A 26,898-nucleotide genomic window follows, 5' to 3' on the forward strand; every position below is an offset into this window, starting at 1 on the left:
GCATGAAAAACCACGCCTGGATTCGCTTTACACCGATCGCCGTTGCCGCGGCCGCCGCCCTGACCGCCTGCGGCGGCGACGACGTGCAGCAACAAGGCCTGTCGACGGTGAAGAACGTCGTCGTGATCTACGCGGAAAACCGCAGCTTCGACAACCTGTACGGCAACTTCCCGGGCGCGAACGGCCTGCAGAATGTGACTGCGGCAAGCGCGCAGCAGAAAGACCGCAACGGCCAGCCGCTCGCGACGCTGCCGAAGGCCTGGGGCGGCCTGACCGCGAAGGGCGTCACGCCGGCCGTGACCGAAGCGATGACGGCCAACCTGCCGAACGCGCCGTTCGCGATCGACGACCCGAACGGCTTCAACACGCCGATGAGCGTGACGACGCGCGACCTGTATCACCGCTTCTACGAGAACCAGATGCAGATCAACGGCGGCAAGAACGACATGTTCGCCGCGTGGGCCGACTCGGGCGGCCTCGTGATGGGCCACTACACGCCCGACGCGACGAAGCTGCCGCTGTGGAAGATCGCGCAGCAGTTCACGCTCGCCGACAACTTCTTCATGGGCGCGTTCGGCGGTTCGTTCCTGAACCACCAGTACCTGATCTGCGCGTGTGCGCCGTTCTACGCGAACGCGAACAAGAGCCCCGCGGCCGGCTCGTCTCGGCCGTCGCCGCGGACGGCAAGTCGCTGCAGCTCGCGAGCAACTCGCCGGCCTCGGCGCTCGACGGCGTGCCGAAGTTCGTGAATTCGGGCAACCTGACGCCGGACTTCTACGCGATCAACACGATGCAGCCGCCGTACCAGCCGAGCGGCAACAAGGCCGCATCGGGCGGCGACCCGAACCTCGCCGACCCGTCAGCCGCGACGACGCTGCCGCCGCAGTCGCAACAGAACATCGGCGACCTGCTGACCAACGCGGGCGTGTCGTGGGCATGGTACGGCGGCGCGTGGAACCAGGCACTGCAAGCCGCACAGAGCGGCACGGCGAACGTGATCTACGGCCCGAACATGACGGCGCCGAACTTCCAGCCGCACCACCAGCCGTTCAACTACTACGCGAACCAGGCGCCGGGCAGCGCGAGCCGCGCGCAGCACCTGCTCGACGGCGGCACCGACGGCAGCGAGTTCATCCAGGCGATCGACGCGGGCACGCTGCCGCAGGTCGCGTTCTACAAGCCGCAGGGCAACCTGAACGAGCACCCGGGTTACACGGACGTCGCGAGCGGCGACCAGCACATCGCGAACGTGCTCGCCCACCTGCAGGCAAGCCCGCAGTGGAAGAACATGGTCGTGGTCGTCACGTACGACGAAAACGGCGGCTTCTGGGATCACGTGGCGCCGCCGAAGGGCGACCGCTGGGGCCCGGGCACGCGGATTCCGGCACTCATCGTGTCGCCGTTCTCGAAAAAGGGCTTCGTCGACCACACGCAATACGACACCGCGTCGATCCTGCGCTTCATCACGCGCCGCTTCTCGCTGCCGCGCCTCGCGGGCCTGCAACAGCGCGACGACGCGTTGAAGGCGAACGGCGGGCAGCCGATGGGCGACCTGACGAACGCGCTGCAACTGTCGCCGAACCTGTAACGGCGGAGCGACGCGGCAAGGGGCGGCTTCGGCCGCCCTTTGTCATTGCATAAACGCGAACGCAAGCACGTGCGCGCCGCGCCACCGGCCTGTTCTTCTCGCTCACGCTGATCGGCATCGCGGTCGGCCTCGCGTGCGGCCTCGCGTGCGGCCATGCAATGAGCTGGGTGCTTCCGCGCCTGCGCGACCCGATGCTCGGCATCGTCGTGACCTTCGCGATGGCGTGGGGCAGCTACGGGATCACGGAAGCCGTCGAAGGCTCGGGCGTGCTGTCGGTCGTCACCTGCGGCCTCGTGCTCGGCGTGCGCCAGCATCGCGTGTTCGACGCCGACATGCGGATCAAGGCGAAGGCGACGTGGGAAGCGATCGTGTTCGTGTTCGTGCTCGACGCGCTCGTGTTCATCCTGATCGGCCTCGCGCTGCACGCGATCCTCGCACGCGTGAACCATGAAGGCGCGGTGCTGATGGCCGGCCTGCGCGTCGCGCTGCCCGCCACCGCCGCCGCGATCGCCGCGCGCATCGTGTGGGTGTTCGTCGCGATGTGGCTGCCGGGCCGCCTGCGCGCGCCGCGCGCCGGCCACGCACCGTGGTCGTGGCGCGAGGCCGTCGTGCTCGGCTGGTCGGGCATGCGCGGGGTCGTGAGCCTCGCGGCCGCGATCGCGCTGCCCGCCCAATTCCCCGGCCGCGACCTGATCCTGTTCAGCACGTTCCTGTTGATCATCGCCACGCTCGTCGTGCAGGGCGGCACGCTCGCACCGCTGATCCGCGTGCTGAAGCTGCGCCCGGCCGTGCGGCACACGATGTCCGAGCATGCGGTGCGCGCGCATGCGTTCGGCGCGGCGCTCGCCGAACTCGACGCGCTCGACAAGCGCGGGTTGACCCTCGAGCGGCCGTCGCTCGAGCGCCTGCTCGCCGAATACCGGAACCGCGTCGCCTTCAACGAACGCGCGCATCGCCACGGCGCCGAACCGGCCAACGTGCGTGCGCGCATGCTGCGCGTCGAACTCGGACTCGTCGGCGTGTCGCGCCGTGCGCTGCTCGACCTGCATCGCGACGGCAAGGTCGACGACGCCGTGCTGCACCGGATCGAATCGGAACTCGATTTCGAGGAACTGCGGCTGCAGCGGCTGCTCGAACCGTAACGCCCGGCCACGCCGCCGGCCTTCCCCTTTCTCCCCATGGAACTGCAATGAGCGAACTGTCCGTCGAAGCGAGCATCGGCTCCGTCGATTACCTTGTCCACTTCAGCGACGGCGCCCACCAGTGGCGCGCCGACGAACCGGCGTCACTGGGCGGCGGCGATGCGGCGCCCGCGCCCGTCGCGCTGCTGCTGTCGAGCCTCGGCGCATGCACCGCGATCACGCTGAAGATGTACGCGCAGCGCAAGGGCTGGCCGCTCGCCGAAGTGCACGTGAAGCTCGCGCACGAATCGGGCAGCACCGGCAGCACGATCGTGCGCCGCATCACGCTGGAAGGCGACCTGTCGGGCGAGCAGCGCGAGCGCCTGCTGCAGATCGCGAACGCGTGCCCGGTGCACAAGATCCTCACGCATCCGATCGCCATCGACACGGCGATCGCCTGACACATCCCGCCTCGACCACGAGACCCCACCATGTCCGCCTCGATCAAGACCCTGCTCACGCCGCGCGAAAGCGACATCGGCAACCTCGTCGTGCGTCGCGTGCTGCCCGCGCGCGCCGCGCGCCTCGTCGGCCCGTTCATCTTCTTCGACGAGATGGGGCCGGCCGTGTTGCCGGCCGGCCGCGGCATCGACGTGCTGCCGCATCCGCACATCGGCCTCGCGACCGTCACCTACCTGTTCGACGGCTCGCTGATGCATCACGACAGCCTCGGCTTCCGGCAGAAGATCGTGCCGGGCGACGTGAACTGGATGACGGCCGGCCGCGGCATCGTGCATTCGGAGCGCTCGCCCGACGAAGACCGGCCGCATGATCAGCCGGTCCACGGGATCCAGACCTGGGTCGCGCTGCCGGTCGAGCATGAAGACACCGCGCCCGCGTTCGTCCATCATGCGGCCGAGACGCTGCCGTCGTTCACGCGTGACGGCGCAAGCATGCGCGTGATCGCGGGTACCGCGTTCGGGCTCACGTCGCCGGTCGCCGTGTTCTCGCCCACGCTCTATGCGTATGCGGAATTCGCCGCAGGCGGCACGCTCGCGCTCGACGCCGAACATGAGGAGCGCGGCGTGTACCTCGTCGACGGCGACCTCGCCATCGACGGCACCCCGCTCGCCCCCGCGACGATGGCCGTGCTCGAACCCGGCGTGACCGTGACGCTCGCCAGCGCGAACGGCGCGCGCGCGATGCTGCTCGGCGGTGCGCACCTGCCGGGCGAGCGTTTCATCGAATGGAATTTCGTGTCGAGCGCGCGCGCGACGATCGACGCGGCCCGTGCGGCGTGGGCCGATCAGACCTTCGGCAAGGTGCCGGGCGAAGAAAACGAATGGACGCGCCAGCCGGAACGCAAGGTGCGGTAAACGCCGGATAGTTGACGCGACACGAGCGCCCCCCTGCGGGAGCGTCGTGAGACACGAGCCCGGCCGGGCTGCGGCAAATGACGGAATGCCCGGGTTTCGTGTCGACCGAACCCGGGCGGCATCGGGTCAACCGCCGCCCACCGCGCCGGCCGCCACGCTTTTCAGCGCTTCAATCCCATCAGCTTCGCGAGCGTCGGCCACCGGTCGAGCGACTCGATGAACGCGCGGCGCGCCTGCTCGTCGACGTAACGCTCGGGATCGAGCGCGGGCAGATGCCGCGCGAGACCGCTCACGTCGTTCGGTTGCGACAGGCGATCGTCATCGGTGTCGCCGGGAAGCATTACTGTTCGTCGATCCATACGCCATCCGGAGTTTTCACCGAGTAGCCCGCGGCCATCTGCATCGTCACCGTGCCCTCGTTCTCGCCCACCATCCGCGTGCGCGGCAGGTCGGCCGCGTACTGCGCGAGCGTCGTGCCCGGCTTGAACGGGCTGTTCGACACGAGGTTCGACAGCAGTTGCGCGAGCGCGAGGAAGCTGGTCGGCTGATCGATCACGGTCGTCGCGCCGTGGTTGCCGGTAAAGCCGATCAGCCGCACGCCGACCGGCCCGTGCACGATGCGCGGCGTCGGGATCTCGCGCAGGCCCGCGACCTGGTTCTTGTCGCCGCGCAGCGCGGCGCCGTGCTCGGGCACGAACACGATCACCGCGCGGCGGCCCGATTGTGCGATCAGGTCGGCGAGGCGGTCGAAGTCGTCCATCAGCTTCGTGGCGCGCTGCGGATACGAGTCGATGCTCGTCAGCGAACTGCCGACGAGCCGGTTGCCGTCATGCAGGCTGATCGTGTTGTAGTACAACGCGACCGGGCCCGGCACCGACGCGCGCTGCGCATACCAGTTCGCGAGCGTCGAGTAGTCGTCCTTGATCGCCGAGCCGTCGAACGCGTGCATCGCGACGGGCGCGGCCGCGTTCGACACCAGCGGCGCGTCGGGCACCCCGATGTTGTCGTGGACCACCTGCAGGAAGTTGTCGAAATGGCCGTCGTGGTTCAGCAGCGACTGCACCTTGTAGCCCGCGCTCGCCAGTTGCGAGAACAGGTAGCACTGCTGCGGCGCCGGCTTGTACAGGTCGGCGTGCGCTTCCTGCCCGCAACTCGCGCGCAGCACGCGGATCGCCGCCGGGCCGCTGTAGCTCGCGGCCGTACTGAAGTTGGTGAACAGGTAGTCGAAGTGGCTCAGCATCGGATGGTTGCGCACCTTCGCGGCATCGAGGTCGTCCCACGACAGCGAGCAGATGTGCAACACGATCACGTCGAACTGCGTGGCCGGATCGTTGCCGAGATGGCCGAATGCGACCTGCCGCTGCGATTCCTGCGCGCGGAACGTCGCGAGCGCGGCGTTGTGATCCTCCGGCTGGCCGGCGAGCGTCGTGCCCGTCGTGTTCGCCTGCTGCGGAAGCGGTGCGACGACGCGCGCCATCAGCCCGCTGCCGGCCTGCCACAGCGGCATCACGACCAGCACCGCCAGCACGAACGTCGCGACGCGCAGCCAGCGATTGACGACGAAGTAGACGATCAGCACGCCAGCCACCGTCAGCAGCAGCACCGGCGGCAGCAGGCGCGGCAGCAGCTCCATCCAGTAGTCGAGGCGGAACGCGCTCACTTCGCGTGCGGCCTCGACGAGCCGGGCGAGCGGCGGCGCATGCATCTCGCGTGCGAGCAGCGGCACCGCGATCGCGATCGCGACGAGCTGCCGGACGAGGCGCCACGCACGCCGCCGGATCGGTGCGCTCGCCGCGAGCGCCACCGCGAACGCGAGGTTCGCGAGCCAGAACGGCTGCAAGTGCCCGGTCGCGAACAGCGCGAACTTCAGGATGAAATACAGATTCCAGAACGTCATCTAACCCACTCCGTGATGAGCGCCGCGTCAGTCGCGCGCCCGATCGAGTTTCGGCGCCAGCATGGCCTGCAGGCCGCGCGCCGCACCCTTCCACATCCGTACATAGCCGTCCAGGCCGATACGCAACACTTCCTTCAGCCCGCCGAGCGGCGTGTCGGGGCGCTCGCCTGCGTGCCAGTCGAGCCACGCGTCCGCGCGGCCGAACGTGCATTGCACGAGCTGGCGCTCCTGTTCGAGCGTCAGTGCCTCGAAGCTCACGCCGACGTGGGTCGGCGTCACGCGGCTCACGCGCACCGGGAACGGGAACGGCCGGTCGCCGCGCGTCACGCACACCGTCAGCGTGTCGCCGACGGCGAGCGCAAGCCCCGGCACCGCTTCGAGGCCCAGGCCGCCGGTCGAGTAGTCGCTCGTGAAGCACGCGGCCGTCGAGCCGTCGGCGAGCAGCAGCGTGGCCGGCACGCGCATCGCGATCCGGTGCGTGACGCGCACCTGCCTGGTCTCGCGCGCAACGGCCAGCGCCGCGCCGAGCATCGCGAGGTTGTACACGGTCCAGCCGAGCGTGATCAGGATCGTCGATGCCTCGTCGCCCTGGTCGGCCGCGAGCCGCCACAGGCCGGCGACGATCGCGAGCACGTTCATCCCGAACAGCACCAGGTACGGCTTCGACGTCGACCAGTCGATGTAGCCTTCGTCGATCTTGCCGCCCTTGTCGGTCACGTTGAACTTGCCGTGCTTCGGACTGAAGAACGCGACGGTGGTCGGCAGCGCGATGTACCACGCGAGCACCGATTCGTAGACCTCGGCCCAGAACGAGTGGCGGTAGCGCCCCTGCATCCGCGAGTTCGCGACGTTCGCCAGCACGAGGTACGGGATCACGTAGCTTGCGAGCGCGACCGCGGACGCGTTGATGAAGTACAGGTGGAAGAACAGGTACGCGAGCGGGATCGTCAGGAACACCAGCCGCGGAATCCCGTAGAAGAAGTGCAGCATCGCGTTGCCGTAGCAGATCCGCTGGATGAGGCCGAGCCCGCGCCCGAGGAACGGGTTGTCGATGCGGAAGATCTGCGCCATCCCGCGCGCCCAGCGCGTGCGCTGCTTCACGTGGCCCGCGAGGCTTTCGGTTGCGAGACCGGCCGCCTGCACGGTCGGCAGATACGCCGACGTATAGCCGCGCCGGTGCAGCTTGAGCGCGGTGTGCGCATCCTCGGTCACGGTCTCGACCGCGACGCCGCCCACCTCTTCCAGCGCGCTGCGCCTGAGCACCGCGCACGAGCCGCAGAAGAACGTCGCGTTCCACAGGTCGTTGCCCGACTGCACGAGGCCGTAGAACAGGTTGCCCTCGTTCGGGATCTCGCGGAACGTGCCGAGGTTGCGCTCGAACGGATCGGGCGAGAAGAAATGGTGCGGCGTCTGCACGAGTGCGCATTTCGGATCGCGCAGGAACACGCCCATCGTCGTCTGCAGGAACGAGCGCGTCGGCACGTGATCGCAGTCGAAGATCGCGATGTATTCGCCGTGCGTCTTCGGCAATGCGCGGTTGATGTTGCCGGCCTTCGCGTGGCGGTTGTCGTCGCGCGTCACGTAGTCGATGCCGGCCTCGCGCGCGAACGCCTCGAATTCGGGGCGCTTGCCGTCGTCGAGCAGGTACACGCGCAGCTTCGCGCTCGGCCAGTCGATGCTCTGCGCGGCGAATACCGTCGGCTTCACGACCGACAGCGGCTCGTTGTAGGTCGGGATGTAGATGTCGACGGTCGGCCAGGTGTCGGGATCGTCGGGCAGCGGCACGATCGGCCGGTCGAGCGGCCATGCGGTCTGCACGAAGCCGAGCAGCAGGATCATCCACGTATAGGCTTCCGCGCCGTACAGCAGGTACCCGGCGACGGCCTCGACCGGGCCGCGGAAATCGAGCGTCTGCGTGGTGCGCCACCACACGTAGCGCAACGTCGCGAGCAGCGCGAGCGACGCGAGCGCGAGCGTCGGCAGATGGCCCGGCAGGCGGCGCAGCGCGAGCGCCAGCACCGCGACGATCGCGAAGAACGCGAACTGCGCGCCAGGCATCAGCGGCGACATGCCGGCTGCGGCCCACAGCAGCGCGCCGGCCACGAGCAGCAGCGGCGCGAGCCAGCGGCGCCGGCCGACGCCGTTCGCGCGCGCATCGAGCCAGCCGCCCCAGCGCACCCACGGCAGGCGTTCGAGCCTCGCGTTGATCCACCGGCCGACCGCGCGCCCGGCCACGTAGACGGGCACGACAACCTTGTCGAACCACGCGAGCGGATCGCGCGCGGGCCGGGCGTCGGCCGTGCGCGGCGCGCGCACGATCGTGCGCCACAGCCATTCGCGCGGGCTGAGCGGCTGCAGCACGCCCCACTCGTGCGCCAGCCGCAGGGACGCGACGCGCACCCAGCGGCGCACGTGATCGGGCCGGCCCGGCGGCGGCGCGTGGAAGAACAGCCGCACGAACCAGTCGACCAGCGTGCGTTGCGCCGGCAACCCGATGCCGCGTGCGAGCCAGTCGGCCGCGCGGCGGCCGACTGCGCGCAGGCGCGGCGCGAAGCCCGCGTTCATCGCGCCGCTCCGCGGCGACCGGCGGCGCCTGCCGCCAACCACGTATCGACCCAGTTCGCGACGCCGTTCAGGTCGTGCGACGCCTGCGAATACGGTGCGTCGTCGAAGATCCAGCTGCCGCGCGCGAGGGCTTCGGGCACGGCCGCATCGACGTGGATGCGTTGCTCGAGCATCGATGCCGGCCCCGCGACCGCGCGCAGCATGCCGAGCGCGTCGCGCTGCATGTCGCGCGCCGGATTCAGCCGGTTCACGACGATCTGCAGTTCGCCACCGCCGGCCCGCAGCGCACCGAGCCGCGCGGCCGTCGTCGCGCACGCGGTCGGCTCGGGCGGCACGACGACGAGCGTCAGGTTCGCGCAGCGAATCGCCTGCTCGGCCTGCGTCGACGGATAGCGTGCGGTGTCGATCAGCACGACGCCGTCGGCCGGCAGCGCGATTTCGTCGAGGGCGCGCGACAGCCACGCGGGATCGGCCGCGAGCCGCGCATCGCACGCGGCGGCGCCGGCCGCGTCGAGCTGCCCGTACGGCACGAACAGCACGCCGTCGGCGTTGCGCCACGTCTGCGCATGCCACGGCTTAGCGCCGCCGAGCACGCTTTGCGCGAGGCCGTGCTCGGCGAGCGTGTCGAGACCGAGCGTCGCGCCCATCAGGTTCTGCGCGTCGAATTCGACGGCGACGACCGGGCGGCCGCGGCGCGCCAGCAGCACCGCGAGCGCAGCCGTGAGCGTCGTGCGGCCCGCGCCGCCCGTGGTCGACGTAATGGCGATCGTCTTCATCGGGCCGCCTCGTCCGCACGCTGGCCGGGCTCGGCATCGGGCAGCAGCCGCCCGCGCAGCGCCACCGGCACGAGTTCGCAGGGCACGGCGTCGCGCCGGTCGATCCCGCGCGGCGCATGAAAGCCCCGGCCGATGCCGAGATGCTGCGCGACGATCCACACGGGCACCGCGATCACGATGCCGACGATGAAGCCGATGACGATGTCGGCGATCATGCGACCCCCTGCTTGCGCAGCGGCATCGCGCTGCGGATGGCGCCGCGCTTGCGCGCGGCAGGAATGACGGATTCCGGCGCCGATGCGTCGGCGGCCGCGGCCGACGGCGTCGCACCGATCGCCTCGAGCGCGACGATCGTATCGATCGCGTCGATCGCCACGCTCACTTCGCGCGGGTCGGGCAGCGCCGCGCCGGAATCGGTGCGCGCGGACGGTGTGCGCCCGGCGCCCGCCGGCTGCGTGGCCGCGAACAGATCGCTGTAGTCGGCGATCGGCGCGCGCCGGTTCTCGGCCGTCAGCGCACTGAGCTCGGTGTCGATGCTGCCGGACCCGAGGCACACGACACGGTCGGACAGCGTATCGACCGGCACGTCGAAGATGCGCGCGAGCGCGTCCTCCGCATCGGTCGGTTCGCACGCGAACAGGAACACGTACAGGTGCGCCGCATCGGCCGTCACGATGTCGCCCGTGCGGCGCGGCCGGCAAAGCCGCAGCGCGTCGACGTGCGACACGCCCGGCAGCAGCGCGATCTTCACGAGCGTGTGCGGCAGCGCGAGCACGGCGCCGCGATCGAGCACCGCGCGGATCCGCTGGCAGAACGCGCCGACCGGCAGGTAGCCGAGCACCGAATCGCCGAGCGCGGCCGCGAGCGCCGCACGATAGTCGGCCGCGACGGGCCGCGCATAGAGCTGGCCGCGCAGCGCGTGCACGGCGGCCTGCATCCGCGATACCGGCAGGTCGCGCGCGACGACGCGGCTCGCGCCGACGCTCAGCACGAGCATCTCGAACTGCTGGCGCAGCACTTCGCCGCGCTCGACGACCGCGATCTTCAGCGCACCGCCGCACTGCCGGCGCAGCGTGTGCACGTCCGCGCAGAGCGCTTCGAGTTGCGCATGCGAGCGGAACACGAGCACCGCGGTCGCGGCCTCGGCATGCGCGCACGCCGCGACGACGGCCGCGTTGTCCTCGACGATCTCCCAGCCGTCCGGCGCGCGGTTCGCGCCGTCGAGCACCGCGCGGCTGGCGACGACGCGATCCTCGTCGCTCGCGAGCTTCATCCGGTGCGCGGGCCCGGTCGCGCCGCCGTCGACGCTCGCCGACAGCCGGCCGCCCGGCGCAAAGCGCAGCGGCCGGACTTCGCCGGCCGCGAGCGTATCGCCCGCACGCCAGAAATCGACGACCCACAGCAGCTCGCCGTGCGTGCGCTGCAACTGCGCGACGCCCGAGCAGATACCGTGGAAGCCGCCGCGCGTCGTGCGAGCCGTGTCGCGGACGAGCGGAGCATCGTCGGTGCGCGCTGCGTCGCCCGCACGGGTCGCTTCGGGATCGAGCAGCAGCACGAGCGCGATCCGGCGCGTGCGGCACCATTCGGCGAGCGCGTGCGCCTCGTCGGCGAGCGCGATCGGGTCGTCCCAGCTGAACCAGCGCTGCGCGCCCTCGACGAAATACAGCGAGCGCGCGCGAAAGCCGTAGCGCTTCATCGCGCGCAGGCCGCCGCTCAGCCGGGCGAACGGGCCCGGCGCCGCGTGGCGCGGCGCGTCCGCCGTTGCGCCGGCGCCGGTGTTGTCACCGTTGGCCGATTCGGCCGCGGGCGGCATCGCCAGCACGTTCAGGTTGCGCGGCCAGCCGGCCGGCTGCGCGCCGCCCGCGAAGCCGCGCGCCTGCATCTGTTCGGCGACGTGCGCCGCCTCGCGCGCGAGCACGACTGTCACGTCGCGCGTGCGCGCCTGCCGCGCGCTCTCCCACACGAGCGCATCGCAGGCCGGCGTGCCGCCGGCCGCATAGATCGCGTACAGGCCGCCGGGTTCCAGTTGCGTCCAGGCATCGGGCAAGCCGTCGATCGCGAGCCGGCTCACCGGGCCGGCGCGGCCGCCGGCCGGCCCCGCGCCCAGCCGCGCACGCAGGCGGCCCAGCAGGCAGGCGGCGCCGAGCGCGGGACGGGTGGCATCGAGTTCCGTAGTCACGGCGTTCCCCTAGTAATCCGAATAAAGCCGCACCGGCGTCGGCGTGACGAGCCAGCTGCGTTGCGCGCGCGCGTCGAACGCATAGCGCAGGTACACGAGCGCCGAACTCGGCGCGTAGTCGTGCGACCGGTCGACCTGCAACTGCGCGCCGACACTCAGGTGCGGGTTCATGCGGTACTCGACGATCCCGTTGATGCCGTACGAGAACGACACGCCGCGCGTCGAGCTGCCCGCGTACACGAACCCGGCCGCCGCCTGCGCGGCCCGCTGGTCCGAGGACAGCGGGTAATACAGCGAATCCTTCTCGTAGCTGTTCGAGATCCCGCCCGTGACGGTCAGGTCCCACGACAGCGCATCGTGCCGCCCCGCCCATTCGATCGGCACGCCGAGCGACAGGTAGCGTTGCGGGCTGTAGTAACCGCCCTGCCCGTACGTGTAGTAGCGCAGGTTCTGTGCGTAGTGCCACGCATTGCCGACGAGCCCGGTGCTGACCTTCATCGTCGAACGCTCGTACACGGGCATCGTGAAGCCCGTGCGCAGCGTGACTTCCGCGTTGCGTTCGACGTTGCGGCCGGACAGCACGCCCGCGCCGAGTTCCGCGAACAGGTTCGTGCGGCCGACGTCGACCGACGCGCGCAGGTTCGCGCCATCGCGCCGGACGCCGCCCCAGACCGCACCCGTCCATGGGTCGCGCATCCCCGAGTACGACAGCACGCTGCTCGTTTCCGGCCGCCGCGACGCATTCACCGAGAAGCTGGCCGGGCCCGCGTCGAAGCGATAGCGCACGCCACCGACCAGGTAATGCACGGGGAAACCGAGCGGCGACGTGCCGAGGTCGAAGCGCCATGCGTCCGTCAGATAGCCGGCGCCGAGCGCGACACCCGTGGCCGTCTGGTGCAGCGAGCCCGGCGGATTGGCGATCTCTGCGGGTGTCAGCGCGTTCCGCGCCTTGAGCGACGCGTAGCTGCCGAACGTGCTGAGCGAATACGCGTCCGGGTTGCTCGTGTCGAGCGTGCCCGGATCCAGATGCACGGTGTCGATCTGCGCGAACACATGCCCGTCGTAGCGGATCGGCACCTGCAGGTAGATCGGCACCTGCTGCGCGCGATACGACGAGATGCCTTCGTCGCCCGACTTGTACGCGGGCGTCCAGCCGGTCTCGATCTCGGGATTGCGCCGCTGCTCGAGATCCGCGAATGCCGCCTGCGCCGGCGTCAGGCCGTCGCGGCCCGGGCTCACGCCCGCCGTGCGTTCCTGCGACCGCGACAAGCGGTACAGCGACGCCGCGTCGTCGTAGCGCCCCTGTGCCTCGGCCACGCGCCCGGCCGCGACCGTCACGTCCGCCCGCGCCGGATACGCGGCCTGCAGCCGATCGGTCACTTGCGCGGCCTCGTCCGGGCGACGCAGCGCATTCAGGCGGCGCACGGCCGACAGTTGCGTGTCGACGTCGTCGTCCGGCGTGCGGGCGAGCACCGCTTGCACGCGTGCCAGCGCCGCTGCCCGGTTGCCGCTGTCCTCGTCGATGCGCGCCAGCGCGAGCTGCGTATCGGCATCGTCCGGCGTGCGGGCGACGACGGGTGCAAGCGCCGCGCGTGCCGCGTCGTAATGGCCTTGCGCGCGCTCGAGATCGGCCAGTTCGAGCGCATAGCGCTTGTCCGCGCGACCGGCCGGGCTCGCGCGGTCGAGCAGCGTGCGCGCCTGCGCGTAATCCTGCCGCGCGATCGCGTCGTCCGTCCGGCGCAGCACGAGCCGCAGCGACTGGTCCTCGAGCCTCGCCGTCTGCGCGGGCGTCAGCGACGGTTCCCGGCGCAGCGTGTCGAGCCACGCGGCGAGCGCGTCGTCGCGCCCCGCGCTGCCGAGCAGGTCGCCGTAGCGCAGCCGCACGTCCGCATCGGCTTCGCGCGGGTGCGCCGCGATCCAGTCGCGCAACGGCGCGAGCCCGCGCTCGGGTTCGCCCGCGTCGATCCATTGCGCGCCGATCGCGGCGAGCATGTCGGGGTCGTCCGGCGCACTCGCCTGCGCCTGGGCGAGGGACGCAGCGAACGCCGCGCGGTCGCCGCGGTCGCCGCGGTCGCCGCGTGCGAGCGTACCGCGTGCATCGGCCAGTGCGCCTTCGGCGTCGAGCTTGCGCGCGAGCGCACGCATCCCGTCCGAACGGTGCGCATCGTCGACCGGCGCGAGCGCGGCCCGCGCACCCGCCACGTCATTGAGCGAATTGCGGTACAGCGCGGTCGCGTAGCGCATCTCGGGCGTCGCGCCTTGCGCAAGCCCGTCGTCCATCACCGTGCGGCCGAGCTGCGGCAACCCCATGTCGCGATAGAGGCGCGCCAGTGCGAAGCGCGTCCACGGCGCGTCGGGCGCGGCGCGCACGGCCGCCTCGTAGCGCTGCGCCGCAGGCCCGCGTTCGCCCTTGTCCGCAAGCGCGCGCGCCTGGCTCGCCAGCAGGTCGGCACGCAGGCCGTCGAGCGCACGCCGATCGTCGCGGCCCGTCACGCGGCCTTGCAGCGCGTCGAGCAGCGGGCCGATCCGGTCCGCGCGGCCGGTGTTCTCATACAGCATGGCCGTGCCGCGCACGGCGGCGAGATCGGGCGAACGCGCGGCCAGCAGCGCGCGCAGCAACGGCTCCGCGCGCGCCCAGTCGCGCTGCGCGAGCAACGCGTCGACAAGCTGCAGCTTCGCGTCCGGGTTGTCCGGCTGCATCGCGAGTGCCGCGCGTGCGGCGCGCTCTTCGTCCTGCGGACGTCCCGCGGCGGCCGCCGCGCGGCCTTGCGCGAGCTGTCCCCAGAATTGCGCGGTGCGCGCGAGGCCCAGCCATTTGCCGCGCTGGTCGGTCGCAAGCGTCGCGGCGCGCATGAACAGCGCGCGCGCTTCGTCGTGCCGCCCTTCGCGCAGGCGCAGCAGGCCGAGCCCGCCGACCGCGTCGGCGTCGTCCGCACGCGCGCGCGCGGCGCGCGTCAGCAGCGGATCGGCGCCGGCCAGGTCGCCGCGCGCGAGCGCCTGCAGGCCGCGCTGCTGCGCGATGTAGTCGGGATTGCATTCGAGCCGGCGCTGCGCGTCGCGCTGGCGATCCAGGGTCCCCGCCCGGTCGACGAATTCGGTATCGTCCGGGACGAGCGCGAGATACGCATGCAGCGCATCGAGATACGCGGGATCGCTGCCGGCCGACTGCAGCACGCGCCGCCACAGCGCCATCGCCTCCGTATGGTCGGCGTCGGTGCGCCTGGCAAGCGCCCAGGCGATCCGGTTCGCCTCCGGCCGCGAGTCGGCGCGCTGGTTGAGGAGCCGCGCGAGCGCCATCGCCGCGCTCGTGTCCTGCGGATCGGCCGCGACCGCGCGGCGCAGCGCGGCAAGCGCCGGCTCGCGACCGCCCGGCGCATTCGACACGATTTCGTAATACTCGGCGCCGAGCGCACCCGACGGCGCGCCGTTCGGATACAACGCGACGATCCGCCGGGCTGCTTCGTCGGCGCGGCCGCTGCGCGCGAGCAGGCGGATCTGCGCCATCTCGCCGCGCCCGCTCGTCGCGACGCGGTATTCGTCGGCGACCCGCCGCGTGGCGGGCGCAGTGGGCGACTGCGCCTGCAGGCGCGCGAGCGACGCCTGTGCGCCTTTCGCGTCGCCGAGCCGCAGCAGCACGCGCACCTGTTCGGCCAGCAGTTCGGGATCGCCCGGCGCGATCAGCAGCCCCTTGCGCAGGGCATCGCGCGCAAGGTCGTCGCGATGCTTGACGCCCCACATCCGCGCCGTGTCGAGCTCGCGCCGCGCATCGGCGGACGCGGCAGTCGCCGGTGTCGCAGGGTTCGCCATCGTCGCGTCCGCCGCGGTGCCCGGCGCCGCCGCGCACACCGACGACGCGAGCCACGCGAATCCCGCGACGTGCGGCGCGGCGCGCTTCAGCGGGCGGCGCACGAGCGGCCTCCCCAGCGGGCGTCGAGCGTGCCGTCCGCGCCGAACCGGTAGCGCCCGTCGCGCCAGCCGAGCCCGAACAGCGTCAGCACGCTCGTGTAGTAACCGGGTGCCGACTGGCGCGCGAGCGTATCGACACGCGCCGCCTGTGCATCCGCGAGTGCGCGCTGGCCGCGTGCGTCGAGGAACGGCACGGCCGCCGCCGAGAACCCGCCGTTGCCGTCGTTCGGCCCGGCAACGCCCGTCGTCGTATCGACCCGCTCGGGCGGTGCGCCATGTGCGGCGATGGTGTCGGCGAACGGCGCAAAACGCGCGAGCATCGGCGCGGCGAGCGGATCGGCGCGGTCGAGCATGCCGGCCCACAGATACACGCGGATCGCGTTGTACGCGCTCTCCGCCTTTGTCTCGCGATCGGGCCCGAAACCCGTGCCCGCGCGATACAGCGCCCAGTCGGGCGAAAAGCCTTTCGGTGCGGTGTCGAGCAGCACGCGTCCGGTGCTGGCGGCGAGCGCGGCCCAGCGCTTGTCGTCGGGCAGGCGCGCGCCCAGCGCGCGGATCACCTGCGGCGGCGAATAGCTCGGATTCACGCGCCACTGGCCGTCGGCGAGCTTGAACCCCGTCGGCCCGGGCAGCAGCGTGAGGCCGAGGCCCGGCACGGCCGCCGTCTCTTCGTCGAGCACGCGCTTCGCGAGCAGCGCGCCGCGCGCCGTGTAGCTGCGCTCGTGCCACAGCCGCCCGGCCTCGACGAGCGCATACGCGATCCACAGGTCGGCGTCCGACGCCGCGTTCGCGTCGAGCACGCGCCACGCGCCGTCGGGCGCACGGCCCCACAGCCACGCCGGCAGGTGCGCGCTCAGGTCGCCCTGCGCGAGATTGTTCTCGGTCCATGCGAGGATCGTGTCGAACATGCGCCGGTCGTTCGCGACCAGCGCGAAGAAAAGTCCATACGCCTGCCCCTCCGACACCGTGCGCGAATCGGCCGAACCGACGTCGATCACGCGGCCGTCGGCTGAGATGAAATCACGCTTGAACGCGTCCCAGCGCGGCCACGCCGCGCCGCATCCCGCGTCGGCAGCATCGGCCGTACCAGCCCCCGCGGCCTGCGCGCGCGTGGCCATGCCGGCCGCCGCGCACGTCACCGCCACCGCCAGCGCGAGTGCCGCGCCGCCGCGCCGCGCCGGCCGCATTGCCCGTCGCTTCGCCATTGCCCGCGCCATCCGTTACATCCCCCGTCGACGCGCGGCGATTCTCTGCAGCACGCTGAACACGCCGAGCGCGAGCAGCAGCCCCGCCACGACGCCGACCGCGCCAAGCACGACCGGATGCCGCGCCGCATGCGTCCACACGCGCTCATACCACGGCACGAAGCCGACCACGTAAGGCTCGCCGACGCGCAGGCTGTCCACCTGCCCCGGCCGCACCAGCGCAAGGTCGCCCTGCAGCTGCGACACGAGCCCGGCGTTCTCGAACACGTCGAGCAGATCGCCGAGGCGCGGCTGGTCAGTCGCCGTCAGCGCGACGACGCTGCGCCCCTGGCTGCCCGGCAGCTCGAACCCGGCGAGCGCCGCGAGCGAGCCCGTCTGCTCGATATGCGCGCCGCCTTCGGTCAGGCCGACGCCGTTGCGCCAGCGCTCCTTCACCGAGAACGCGACGCGCGCGGCGCCTTCGCCGCCGGCGCTGCCCTGCTCGCCGATCACGAGCGGCAATGCCGAGCGCCAGTGCGCGAGCAGCGGCGACGCGGGCGAACCGTCGATCACGAGGAGATCCTTGCTGCCCGACAGCGCGGCGACGTCGCCGGGCCGCGCGACCTGCACGCGCAGCGCCGGGAAGCCGGTCCATTCGCCCATGTGGCCGAGCATCGTCAGGTAGGCCTCGAGTTCCTGCGGCGACGGCCGGTCAGGCATCACGACGGCCGTCTGCGACAGGTCGGCGAAACGCGTGAACGGGAAGCCGCTGTTCGCGAAGAACGCGAGGTTCGGCAACTGCGCGTAATGGACGAAGTGCGAGAAGTCGATCGTCGAATCGGGATCGATCGCCGCACGCTGCGGCTCGGTCGCCGTGCTCGAGCACAGGCCCGTCTTCTGCGAGTCGAGCGTGAAACGGAACTGCAGCTGGTTGCCGCTGCCGACCCGGAACGCCGGGATGTCGACGTCGCTCGTCACGCGCCCTTCGGGCACCGACAGGAGCGGCAACTGCATGCGGCCGTGCGCGTCCTCGGCATGAGCCGGCCCGAGCCGGTACGACTTCACGAGCTGGTCGTTGATCTCGACGGCGAGGGTCGAGTTGTCCTGCACCGTCGGCGCCGTGTAGCGGTAGCGCAGCGTGATCGGCACGCCCGCGCCATTCCACGAATGCAGGTCGGACGGCACCCGCAGGTTCAGGCGGATGGCGTCGGGCGTCGTGCCGCGCACTTCCAGTTCGCGCACGTCGGATACGAGTTCGCGGAACGCGATCGGCCGGTTCACGGGTAGCCAGCGCGGCGCGTCATACGGCTTGCGCGGCGCGCCGAGATCGACGTGCGCGACCGTCGCCGACGGCCCCGACAGCGCCACGCGGCCCAGCACGAGCGTCGCGACCGCGTCGTCGACCTCGGCCGCCGTGCGGCCCGTGACGACGAGCAGCTTGCGCCCCGGCGCGGCGGGGTTGTCGGCGACGGCGAGCAGCGGGCCGTTGATCGACGGCAGCGCGAGGCCGGCCGGCAGCTTCGCGGCCGTGCCGATCACCACCGCCTGGTCGTCGGCCGGCAGCCCGGACGACACCGGGAAGCGCGCGTGCCGGTAGTCGGCCAGCGCGCCGAACCACGACGCCAGCACGCCCGCGCTGCGCAGCGTCGCCGAATCGGGTGACGCCGGCAGCACGAACGGCAGCCGCACGCGGCCGTTGTCGCGCCGGTCGAAGAACGGCGCGGGCAGCAGCGCAAGATCGTTCGGCAGGCGGACCGGCGATTCGTCGAGGATCAGCTCGCTCTTCGGGCTCACGTCGGCCCACAGCGCCGAGTTGGCCGGATCCTCGCAATGGTCGAGCGTGTAGTGCGCGATCAGGCGCAGGCCGATCTGGTTGAAATCCGAGAAGTAGCGCGGATCGATCGGGATCTCTTGCGTGACCGTGCGGCCCGCCTGTGCGGCGTCGAACGGGACGGTCGCGCCGACCTCGCCGTTCACCGACACCTTCAGGTGCGACATCGGGAACACCAGCGACGGCGAATACGCGTAGGTCAGGCGCAGCCGCGCGCCGGTGACCACGCGATCGAGCCGCACGCCCGCATTGATCGTGCGCGCATCATCAGCCCCGCGCAGGCGCAGCGGATCGAACGCGCCGAGTGACGCGAACGGCAGGCGCACCGTCGTCGCCGGCAGGCCGGCGGCGGCCGCGCTGGCCGCGCTGGCCGCCGCGGGCACAGCGCCGGATGCGGCGCCGGCGGCCGGCACGGCCGGCATCGGCGCGGCCGACAACGCGGCGGCATGCAAAGCGCCGACCATGGCGGCCGAGAGGACGAGCAGCGACACGGCCGGCTTCATGCGCCGCTCCGTTTCGTCAGGATCATCCGGTCATCCGTCGCATCGAAACCGATGCGCGCAAAGCAGCTATGCCCGTGAGTGAACATCCCCACTGCTTCCCCTCATATCTCTAACTGGCCTGATTCATTTATCGAAACAACGCGGCGATTTCTTTAATCGCGCGTCGTCGGGCTACGCGCCTGGCACCGGCACCTGCCCATTCGTCACACTATCTCAAAAATAGGACAAAACTTACCCCGATTCGCAACGTTCGAGCGAAAAAACCTCGATCCGGTCGGAAATGCTGCGTGAGAGGGATGAATGGTAAGAATTGCGCCGTTGTCGCCCGGCAAGCCGAACGGCATACTGCCGGCGCGGTGCGGCTGGCCGGCGGCGGTTCGTTGCGAACCGCCCCGCCGGAACTCGCTGCCGCGAGGCGGCGCGTATGCTACCGCAATCCCGCGCCGCACGGACGTGCTTTCTTTCACGGAAAACTGACTTGAATCAAATCGTCGGCACTGCTACTCCGTCCCCCGATACGCTGCTGCGCATCATTGCCGCGCAGACCGAGATCGCGAAGCTCGGCCTCGATCTCGGCAGCGTGATGGCCTATGTGGCCGAGCAGGTGCCGCAGCTCACCGGCGCGAGCGCCGCCGCCGTCGAATTCGCCGAGGGCGACGACATGGTGTACCGCGCCGCGTCGGGCACCGCGGCCGGGATGCTCGGCCTGCGGCTGCGGCGCTCGGGCAGCCTGTCGGGCCTGTGCGTGCAGCAAGGCGAGTTGCTGCACTGCACCGATTCGGAAACCGACCCGCGCGTCGATCGCGACGCATGCCGGCGGGTCGGCCTGCGCTCGATGCTCGTGATGCCGCTCACCCATGCCGACACGACCGTCGGCGTGCTGAAGGTGATGTCGCCGGAAGTCGACGGCTTTTCGCAAGCCGACGCCGGCACGCTGCGGCTGACGGCCGATATGATCGCCGCCGCCATGTTCCATGCGGCGCGCAACGAGGCGAACGAACTGTACCTGCGCGCGACGCACGACGCGCTCACGGGTCTGCCGAACCGCGCGCTGTTCTACGACCGCCTGCGGCAGTCGATGCACACGACGCTGCGCGCGAACGGCCGGCTCGGCATCCTCAACATCGACATGGACGGGCTGAAGCCGATCAACGACGGGTTCGGCCACCGTGCGGGCGATGCGGCGTTGCGCGAGATCGCCACGCGGATGCGGGGTGCGGTGCGGCGCTCGGACACGGTTGCGCGCATCGGCGGCGACGAATTCGCGGTGATCCTGCCGAACATCGGCAACCGCGACGATGCGCATGCGCAAAGCGCGCGGCTCGCGCGTCAGGTCGGCGAACCGTTCGAATTCGAGGGGCGCCCGATGCAACTCGGCGTCAGCGTCGGCATCGCGCTGCTGCCCGACGACGGCACCGACATGAACGCGCTGATCGAGCATGCGGACCGGGCGATGTATGAAGTGAAGCGCACGCGGCCGCAACGGACGGCGCACGCATGACGCACACTCGAAGGCGGCTTCCTTGACGCGCCGGCGGGCGGAACGACACCCTCGGCCGCCCGCGGCTGGCTTGAACGGGCGCTAGCCGATCGGCGGAACGGCGATCGCGAGCCCGACCGCGAGCCACTGGACGATCGCGACGAGCACGCCGGCCCGGCACAGCCCGGCCGCACCGCGCACGCGTGCGTCGAGTGCGCGTCCGGCCTTCGACGCATCGATCCAGCCGAGATCGGCCAACGCGCGGTCGAGCGCCGCGAGCCCGTCGTCGGCCGATCCCTCGCCTGCCGCCGCACGCGCGAGCGCGCCGAACAACCGGCGGTCGATCTCGATCCTCACCGCGTACCACAGCGCCGCGATCCCCGACCCGGTGCTGACGACGGCCAGCAGCACGCGGGCGATCGTCGCCGGCGCCCACCCCGATGCGATCCACCAGCCCGCGCCGGACGCGGCCAGCGCGGCCGCGATCGCCCACGCGCCCGCATCGAGCGCGCCGCGCGCGGCGGCAATCCTGAACGCTGCGGACGGGTCGCGCATCACGTACCTCCCGCACCCCGACGGCGATCGATCCAGTGCTGCAGCACGGCCACGCCGTCATCCGACCACACCGCATGCGGCCGTACCGCGCGCACCGCGGCCAGCGCGTCGCGCGCATCGCCGAACCCGCGTCGCACCGCCAGCCATGCGGCGGCGCACAGCACGCTGCGCCCATAGCCGAGCGCGCAGCAGACCAGCACGTCGCGCCCTTCCCCGTGCAGGCGTTCGAGCGCGGCGACGGCCCGCGCGAGCTGCCCGGCCGTCGGCGCGACGAGGTCGAGCTGCGGCACGGTCGCATACGCGAGCGCTGCATCGACCGACGTCCAGCGCGGCATCTCGGCGGTCAGGTCGACCAGCGCCGTGAAGCCGTGGCGGCGCACGTCGCGTGTCGTCGGCGTGCGGCCGATCGATACGCGCTCGTCGATCCGCACCGGCGCCGGCTGCCGGAGCGTCCACAGCCGCGAATTGATGAACGCGCCCGCAATCGTCGGCGCGAGCAGCCAGCGAATGACGACCGGAAAACGCCCGTGCGCGTCCTTCTGGAATGCGCCGGGCGCGCCGCGCCGGTAGATCCACGCGACACACGCGAGCGCCAGCGCGACCCACCCTGCCGCCAGCGCCCAGCCGGGCGCGCGCGGCACGCACCAGAGCGCCGCGAGCGCGACCACCGCCGCGCCGAGCGCATAGCGGCGCGCGAGCGCACGGCCGGCCGCACCCGGCGACGCATCGGCGCCCGGCAGCCGGCCCGCGGCATCGCGCAGCGGAAACAGGAACAGCGCGAGACAGCCGACGGCCGCGCCGGTCGGCACGTCGATCGCGTGATGCTGGTAAGTGGTCAGCACCGACACGCCGATCGCCGCGAACCACAGGTGCAGCACGGCACGCGCGAGCGTGCCGCGCAGGTGCTTCGCATAGACGGCCCACAGCACGACGAGCAGCCCGATGTGCAGCGACGGCGCCTGGTTGAACGGCTTGTCGAAGCCCATCAGCAGCGTGAACAGCGCGCCGGCCACGCCGCCCGCGTCGGGCCGCTCGAACCCGAAGCGCAGCGGCCACGCGATGAAGCATGCGACCGATATCAACTGCACGGTCAACAGCCGCTTCACGTGATCGAGCAGGTCGGCGCGGCGCGTCCAGAAGAAGAACGACAGCGCATACAGCAGGTCGATCGACCAGTACGGCACGATCGTCCACGGCACGAACGGGATCGCGTGCTCCCAGCCGAACGCGAAGGTCGGCACCGCCGCGCGGCGCGCGGCGAGCCAGTTCGCGAAGCCGTAGGTCGAGAAGAACACGGCGCCCATCGCCGCGAGCCAGCCGAAGCGCAGCGCGAACGACGCGTCGCGCGCGCCGGCCGCCGAGGCCGCCTCGGCGAGGCCGCTCGCGCCGCCGTCGAGCGCGCTCATGACGCGTCGACCCGCTGCGCGAGGCTGACCGTGAAGATGCCCATTGCGTCGATCCGCTGGTCGAGCTTGCGGAAACCCGCGCGCGCGACGAGCTCGTCCATCTCGGCCTGCGAGCGGCGGCGCATCACCCAGGTCGCTTCGCCGCGGTGATTGTTCAGCGCGCGCGCGATGAATTCGAGCTGCGGATGCCACGGCTGCCCCGTATAGACGAGATAGCCGCCCGGCGGCACGGCCTGCGCGAGCCCGCGCAGCGAGCGCTCGATCAGCGAATTCTCGCCGAACAGCTCGTAGAGGCCCGACACGATCGCGAGCGTCGGACGCGGCTCGAGCGCCGCGAGCGACGCCTCGTCGAACGCGTCGCCGCGCTCGAAGCGCGCGATCGGCTCGAGGCCGCGCTGCGCGATCAGCACGCGCCCGGCCTCGACGTTCGGCGGGCTGTAGTCGCGCAGCGTGATGTCGTCGGGCGCCGCGCCGTCGCGTTCGGCGGCCGACGCGATCGCGTCGAGCACGTAGCGCCCGTGCCCGGCCGCGATGTCGACGATCCGCACCGGCGCGCCGTGGCCGCGCAAGCGGCCGATCGCCGCGCCGATCAGTTCCTGCAGATGCACCTTGCGCTGGCGGATGCCGACCCAGCCCGGCGAATCGAGATACGTGCGATCGATCAGCGCGCCGACGCCGAACCGCCCCTGTGCGCGGTTGCGATACACATAGTCGAGCGTCGAGCCCGAATCGAAGCCGAGCCGCAGCCCGAGCGCGATGCCGTCCGACAGCGCGCCGCCGGCCTTCAGGCCGGCCCGCGCGAGCGCCCAGTACGCCCGCGCGAACGCATTCGCCGGCGGCCGGCCGAGCGCCGCGTATTCATCGTGGAACGCGCCGCGCCGGTCGGCGTCGGCGAGCGACACGCGCGGGCTCGGCGCATCGAATTCGCGCAACACGAATGCACGCAGCGGCGCGAGCGCCTGTGCACGGTCGCGTTCGCCGAGCGTGTCGTGATAGAAACCCGGCAGCACGATGCGCTCCTTGCGCGCGGCGCCGAGGCGTTCGAAGAAGCGGTCCTGCGGGCCGCGATGCACGACCCAGTCGGCGCCCGAGATCAGCAGCTGCGTCGGCACGGTGATCGCGGCCGCGTCGGCGACGATCCGCCGCGCGGTGTCGTGCAGGTCGAGCAGCATGTTGACCGCGATCGGCCGCGTAATCAGCGGATCGGACGCATAGCTCGCGATCCGCTCGGGATCGTGCGTGAGGAATTTCGGCTTCACGTAGCTGTTCACGTAGAACAGGCCGCGCAGCTTGTGCATCAGCCGCAGGCCCGGCCGCGCGAACGGCACGTAGAGCTTGATGTGGAACGCCGGCGACGCGACGACGAGCGCGCGGATCGGCGGCGCATAATCGTGCGCCCAGGTCGCCGCGAGCACCGCACCGACGCTCTGGCCGACCACGGCCATGTCCTCGATCGCGATGCCGTGCGTGTCGCGGATATGTTCGACGAAGGTCTGCAGGTCGCGCACCGACGCGGCCGCGCTCGGGCTGTAGCCGCGCGCGCCCGGCGAGCGGCCGTGGCCGCGCGCATCCCACGCGAAGAACGCGAATTCGGGCAGGTCGAGCTCGTCGACCAAGTGCGCGACGCGCGCCGAGTGTTCGTGGCCGCGATGCAGCAGCACGATTGCGCCGCGACAGCGTGCGCCCGTGGCGGGCCAGTGACGATAGAACAGCGTTTCGCCGTCGTGCGTGATGAAGTCGGCCTCGCGGGCCATGCGTGCGCTCATGCGTTTCTCTCTCGTTTCGTTATTCGAATCTTGGTGCGCCGCCCTCCGGCGCCCGGTACCGCAACCGCTCCAACTCCCCTTTCAACCGCCCTTTTCCGCGATGCCGGCCTGCACGCGCCGCACCACGGTCACGATCGACAGCACGATCAGCAGCCGCCACAGCCACGCGGCAACGCCGCCGACCGGAAACCCGAGCCCGATCCACAGTGCGAACGCGCCGAGGGCGAGCGCGCGGTCGCTCTTGCCGAACGGGCCGTCGTAGCGGCGGCTCACGCCGACCAGCGGGCCGATCAGCCCCGCGCATTCGACGATCACCGCCGTCAGCGCGAACAGCCAGACGTCTGCCGGAGCGAACACGGGAATCGCGAGAAACGGCAGCACCAGCGCGATATCGGACACGACATCGCCGAGTTCGTTCAGGTATGCGCCGAGCGTGCTCTTCTGGTTGTGTTCGCGCGCGAGCATCCCGTCGATCGCGTTGAGCGCCATCCGCGCGAACAGCCACAGCGGGATCAGCAGGAACAGTGCGCGGGCAAACACGCCGAGGCCGGCGAGCGCGCCGACGACGATCGAGCCGCCGGCCGCGAACAGCGTGACCTGGTTGGCCGTGACGCCGCGCTCGGCGAGCGCGTTCGCGAACGGGCGCAGACGGTTCTGGAATTTGGGTTTGAGTGCGTAGAGGCTCATCGTTTTATTTGTGCGGCACAGTCGGATACGTTTCCCGCCACCATGCCCCGGGCGGCGAAACGGACTTGAAGGATCTTGAAGCGCCTTCCATGGACGGGCCTAATCGTCGCCGAGCGGCCCCGATGCGTCAAGCATGCGCCCGGCCCGCACGCGCGGCGCGAATCTGGCGTTTTTGGCGGAAACTCGCGATAATCCGCTGGCCCGATCGCGGCGAGATCCATTCGAACTGCAAACGGGCACTCGTGCAACAGCCGATTATCACGCCGCCGGCCGGCTCATTCGCCGCGACGCATCAGCGTGAGACGGCGAATCGTCCGATTATCGCGGACCTGCGACAGGCAGCCACGAATTTGAAAAAATTTAAACAAGGGCCGTCCGGCGCGCATCCTGCCGCGCCGGCATTCCGGGGCTCCGCCCGCTGCTCGTGCGCAGCGGGCCATGCAGGCAGGCAGGAGGCGCAGCGCCGATGAACATCCTCAACGTCTGGCAGCGCGATTTCCTGCTGTCCATCGTGCGGCTCGTCGCCGGCGCGTATCCGGTCTGGCATCAGGCGCCGCCATCGCCGACGCAGAAGATCTACTTCTCGAACCATACGAGCCACATCGACACGCTCGCGATCCTCGCCGCGCTGCCGCGCAACGTGCGCGCGGTCGTGCGGCCGGTCGCCGCGCGCGACTACTGGGACAGCAGCGACATGAAGCGCCACATCGCGCAAAAGCTGCTGAACGTCGTGCTGATCGACCGCCACCGCGAATCCGGCGGCGACCCGCTCGACCCGGTGCGCGACGCGCTCAAGCAGGGCCATTCGATCATCATCTTTCCGGAAGGCACGCGCGGCGCGGAGATCCTGCCGCAGCCGTTCAAGAGCGGGCTGTTCCACCTCGCGACCGAGTTTCCGGACGTCGCACTCGCGCCCGTCTATCTCGAGAACCTGCAACGGATCATGCCGAAGGGCGCGATCTGGCCGGTGCCGCTGATCTGCAAGGTGCACTTCGGCGCGAACGATGCGCTCGGCGCCCAGGAAGACAAGCCGACCTTCCTCGCCCGCATGCGCGACGCGATCGTCGCGCTCGCGCCGCCGCAGCGGCCGGCCGGCTGAACGCGGCGCCCTCTTCTCCCTTTTCCGGATATCAAATATGCGAACAATTTTCTGGGAACTGGTCGCGGGCGTCACGGGCGTGCTCGTCCTCGCGACCGTGATCGGCGCGATCCTCGGCGCACGCAGCGGCGGCACGAGCGCGACCATCGTCAACCTGAACCAGCGCATCCGCGCGTGGTGGGCGATGATCGCCATCATGGCCATCGCGATCGGCCTCGGCAACAGCATCACGTACCTGGTGTTCGCGGTGCTGTCCTACCTGACGCTGCGTGAATTCATCACGCTCACGCCCACCACCGCGAGCGACCATACGACGCTGTTCATCGCGTTCTTCATCGCGATCCCCGTGCAGTACCTGCTGCTCGGGATCAACTGGTACGGGATGTATTCGATCTTCGTGCCCGTGCACCTGTTCTTCGCGATGTCGCTCGTGTCGGCGCTCACGCAGGACACGCGCGAATTCCTGAGCCGCAACGCGAAGATCAACTGGGCGCTGATGGTGTGCGTCTACGGGTTGAGCCATGCGCCGGCCGTGCTGATCCTCGACATTCCGCACTACACGGGGCAGAACGCGCTGCTGCTGTTCTTCTTCCTGTTCGTCGTGCAGATCAGCGACGTGCTGCAGTACGTGGTCGGCAAGCTGTTCGGCAAGCGCAAGATCGCGCCGCAGCTGTCGCCGTCGAAGACGATCGAAGGGTTCGTCGGGGGCGGCCTGCTGGCCACGCTGTGCGGCGCATCGCTGTATCGCGTGACGCCGTTCAGCTTCGGGTCGGCGTTCGGCATCTCGCTCGCGATCGTGATCGCCGGCTTCGTCGGCGGCCTCGTGCTGTCGGCCGTCAAGCGCTCGCTCGGCACCAAGGACTGGGGCTCGATGATCGCGGGCCACGGCGGGATGCTCGATCGCGTCGACTCGATCTGCTTCGCCGCGCCGGTGTTCTTCCACCTCGTGCGGTATCTGTACGTGTGATGCGCGGGCGCG

General features: G+C 70.9%; 18 protein-coding genes and 2 pseudogenes. 7 read left to right on the forward strand and 13 right to left on the reverse strand.

Going from position 1 to position 26,898, the window contains the following annotated elements; genetic code table 11:
- Nucleotides 1-2: 2 nt before the first annotated feature.
- The 4 genes and pseudogenes from HWX36_RS16135 (at nucleotide 3) to HWX36_RS16150 (ending at nucleotide 4,085) form a co-directional block, all read left to right on the forward strand.
- Nucleotides 3-1,588 (forward strand): annotated as a pseudogene (locus tag HWX36_RS16135) (acid phosphatase).
- A gap of 80 nt (nucleotides 1,589-1,668) precedes the next feature.
- Nucleotides 1,669-2,730, forward strand: a pseudogene (locus tag HWX36_RS16140) (cation:proton antiporter); the annotation flags it as partial.
- Between the two features lie 47 nt (nucleotides 2,731-2,777).
- Entirely contained in the window at nucleotides 2,778-3,170 is a 393-nt protein-coding gene (locus tag HWX36_RS16145; protein WP_175953039.1) for an OsmC family protein, read from the forward strand.
- A 30-nt stretch (nucleotides 3,171-3,200) separates the two neighbouring features.
- Nucleotides 3,201-4,085, forward strand: a complete 885-nt coding sequence (locus HWX36_RS16150) for a pirin family protein (protein WP_175953040.1) — start codon at nucleotides 3,201-3,203, stop codon at nucleotides 4,083-4,085.
- Between the two features lie 161 nt (nucleotides 4,086-4,246).
- Here HWX36_RS16150 and HWX36_RS16155 read toward each other — a convergent pair whose 3' ends face one another.
- From HWX36_RS16155 to bcsB, 9 genes are read right to left on the reverse strand one after another with little or no spacing between them, the layout of a single operon-like run.
- A complete protein-coding gene (locus tag HWX36_RS16155) occupies nucleotides 4,247-4,444 on the reverse strand; it encodes a hypothetical protein (protein WP_175953041.1) in 198 nt (65 codons plus the stop codon).
- Nucleotides 4,426-5,982, reverse strand: a complete 1,557-nt coding sequence (gene bcsG, locus HWX36_RS16160) for a cellulose biosynthesis protein BcsG (RefSeq protein ID WP_175953042.1) — start codon at nucleotides 5,980-5,982, stop codon at nucleotides 4,426-4,428. The genes HWX36_RS16155 and bcsG overlap by 19 nt, the downstream gene beginning before the upstream one ends.
- A 27-nt stretch (nucleotides 5,983-6,009) precedes the next feature.
- Nucleotides 6,010-8,547, reverse strand: coding sequence for a UDP-forming cellulose synthase catalytic subunit (bcsA, locus tag HWX36_RS16165; RefSeq protein WP_175953043.1), 2,538 nt, complete (start codon nucleotides 8,545-8,547; stop codon nucleotides 6,010-6,012).
- The gene (gene bcsQ / locus HWX36_RS16170) at nucleotides 8,544-9,323 is read right to left on the reverse strand and encodes a cellulose biosynthesis protein BcsQ (RefSeq protein ID WP_175953044.1); all 780 of its coding nucleotides are present in this window, start codon (nucleotides 9,321-9,323) and stop codon (nucleotides 8,544-8,546) included. Before bcsQ ends, bcsA begins: the two co-directional genes overlap by 4 nt.
- Nucleotides 9,320-9,538, reverse strand: a complete 219-nt coding sequence (locus HWX36_RS16175; protein WP_175953045.1) for a hypothetical protein — start codon at nucleotides 9,536-9,538, stop codon at nucleotides 9,320-9,322. The genes bcsQ and HWX36_RS16175 overlap by 4 nt, the downstream gene beginning before the upstream one ends.
- Nucleotides 9,535-11,502 carry a cellulose biosynthesis protein BcsE gene (gene bcsE, locus HWX36_RS16180; protein WP_175953046.1) on the reverse strand — a complete coding sequence of 656 codons (1,968 nt, stop codon included), beginning with the start codon at nucleotides 11,500-11,502 and terminating at the stop codon, nucleotides 9,535-9,537. Before bcsE ends, HWX36_RS16175 begins: the two co-directional genes overlap by 4 nt.
- A 9-nt stretch (nucleotides 11,503-11,511) precedes the next feature.
- Complete coding sequence (locus tag HWX36_RS16185) at nucleotides 11,512-15,411, reverse strand: cellulose synthase subunit BcsC-related outer membrane protein (protein WP_175953047.1); 3,900 nt, start codon at nucleotides 15,409-15,411, stop codon at nucleotides 11,512-11,514.
- On the reverse strand, nucleotides 15,396-16,625 hold the full coding sequence (gene bcsZ, locus HWX36_RS37175; protein ID WP_244136433.1) for a cellulose synthase complex periplasmic endoglucanase BcsZ: 1,230 nt from the start codon (nucleotides 16,623-16,625) through the stop codon (nucleotides 15,396-15,398). The genes HWX36_RS16185 and bcsZ overlap by 16 nt, the downstream gene beginning before the upstream one ends.
- 3 nt (nucleotides 16,626-16,628) lie before the next feature.
- The gene (bcsB, locus tag HWX36_RS16190) at nucleotides 16,629-18,926 is read right to left on the reverse strand and encodes a cellulose biosynthesis cyclic di-GMP-binding regulatory protein BcsB (RefSeq protein ID WP_244136434.1); all 2,298 of its coding nucleotides are present in this window, start codon (nucleotides 18,924-18,926) and stop codon (nucleotides 16,629-16,631) included.
- Nucleotides 18,927-19,404: 478 nt separating this feature from the next.
- Here bcsB and HWX36_RS16195 point away from each other — a divergent pair, with 478 nt between their 5' ends.
- Nucleotides 19,405-20,427 carry a sensor domain-containing diguanylate cyclase gene (locus tag HWX36_RS16195; protein WP_175953048.1) on the forward strand — a complete coding sequence of 341 codons (1,023 nt, stop codon included), beginning with the start codon at nucleotides 19,405-19,407 and terminating at the stop codon, nucleotides 20,425-20,427.
- An 81-nt stretch (nucleotides 20,428-20,508) separates the two neighbouring features.
- Here the strand turns inward: HWX36_RS16195 and HWX36_RS16200 are convergent, their stop codons facing one another.
- The 4 genes from HWX36_RS16200 to HWX36_RS16215 form a co-directional block, all read right to left on the reverse strand.
- The gene (locus tag HWX36_RS16200) at nucleotides 20,509-20,961 is read right to left on the reverse strand and encodes a hypothetical protein (protein ID WP_175953049.1); all 453 of its coding nucleotides are present in this window, start codon (nucleotides 20,959-20,961) and stop codon (nucleotides 20,509-20,511) included.
- A complete protein-coding gene (locus tag HWX36_RS16205; RefSeq protein ID WP_175953050.1) occupies nucleotides 20,961-22,367 on the reverse strand; it encodes a phosphatase PAP2/dual specificity phosphatase family protein in 1,407 nt (468 codons plus the stop codon). The genes HWX36_RS16200 and HWX36_RS16205 overlap by 1 nt, the downstream gene beginning before the upstream one ends.
- Nucleotides 22,364-24,133: a bifunctional alpha/beta hydrolase/class I SAM-dependent methyltransferase gene (locus tag HWX36_RS16210; protein ID WP_175953051.1), complete on the reverse strand. Its 1,770-nt coding sequence runs from the start codon at nucleotides 24,131-24,133 to the stop codon at nucleotides 22,364-22,366. Before HWX36_RS16210 ends, HWX36_RS16205 begins: the two co-directional genes overlap by 4 nt.
- 81 nt (nucleotides 24,134-24,214) lie before the next feature.
- Nucleotides 24,215-24,820: a CDP-alcohol phosphatidyltransferase family protein gene (locus tag HWX36_RS16215; RefSeq protein ID WP_041492804.1), complete on the reverse strand. Its 606-nt coding sequence runs from the start codon at nucleotides 24,818-24,820 to the stop codon at nucleotides 24,215-24,217.
- A 466-nt stretch (nucleotides 24,821-25,286) separates the two neighbouring features.
- Here HWX36_RS16215 and HWX36_RS16220 point away from each other — a divergent pair, with 466 nt between their 5' ends.
- Together HWX36_RS16220 and HWX36_RS16225 are read left to right on the forward strand one after the other, a co-directional pair.
- Nucleotides 25,287-25,919 carry a lysophospholipid acyltransferase family protein gene (locus tag HWX36_RS16220; RefSeq protein ID WP_166962972.1) on the forward strand — a complete coding sequence of 211 codons (633 nt, stop codon included), beginning with the start codon at nucleotides 25,287-25,289 and terminating at the stop codon, nucleotides 25,917-25,919.
- A gap of 37 nt (nucleotides 25,920-25,956) precedes the next feature.
- Entirely contained in the window at nucleotides 25,957-26,886 is a 930-nt protein-coding gene (locus HWX36_RS16225) for a phosphatidate cytidylyltransferase (protein WP_175953052.1), read from the forward strand.
- Nucleotides 26,887-26,898 lie beyond the last annotated feature (12 nt).

The organism is Burkholderia sp. BCC0405, from assembly GCF_902833075.1.
In the GTDB taxonomy this organism is placed as follows: domain Bacteria; phylum Pseudomonadota; class Gammaproteobacteria; order Burkholderiales; family Burkholderiaceae; genus Burkholderia.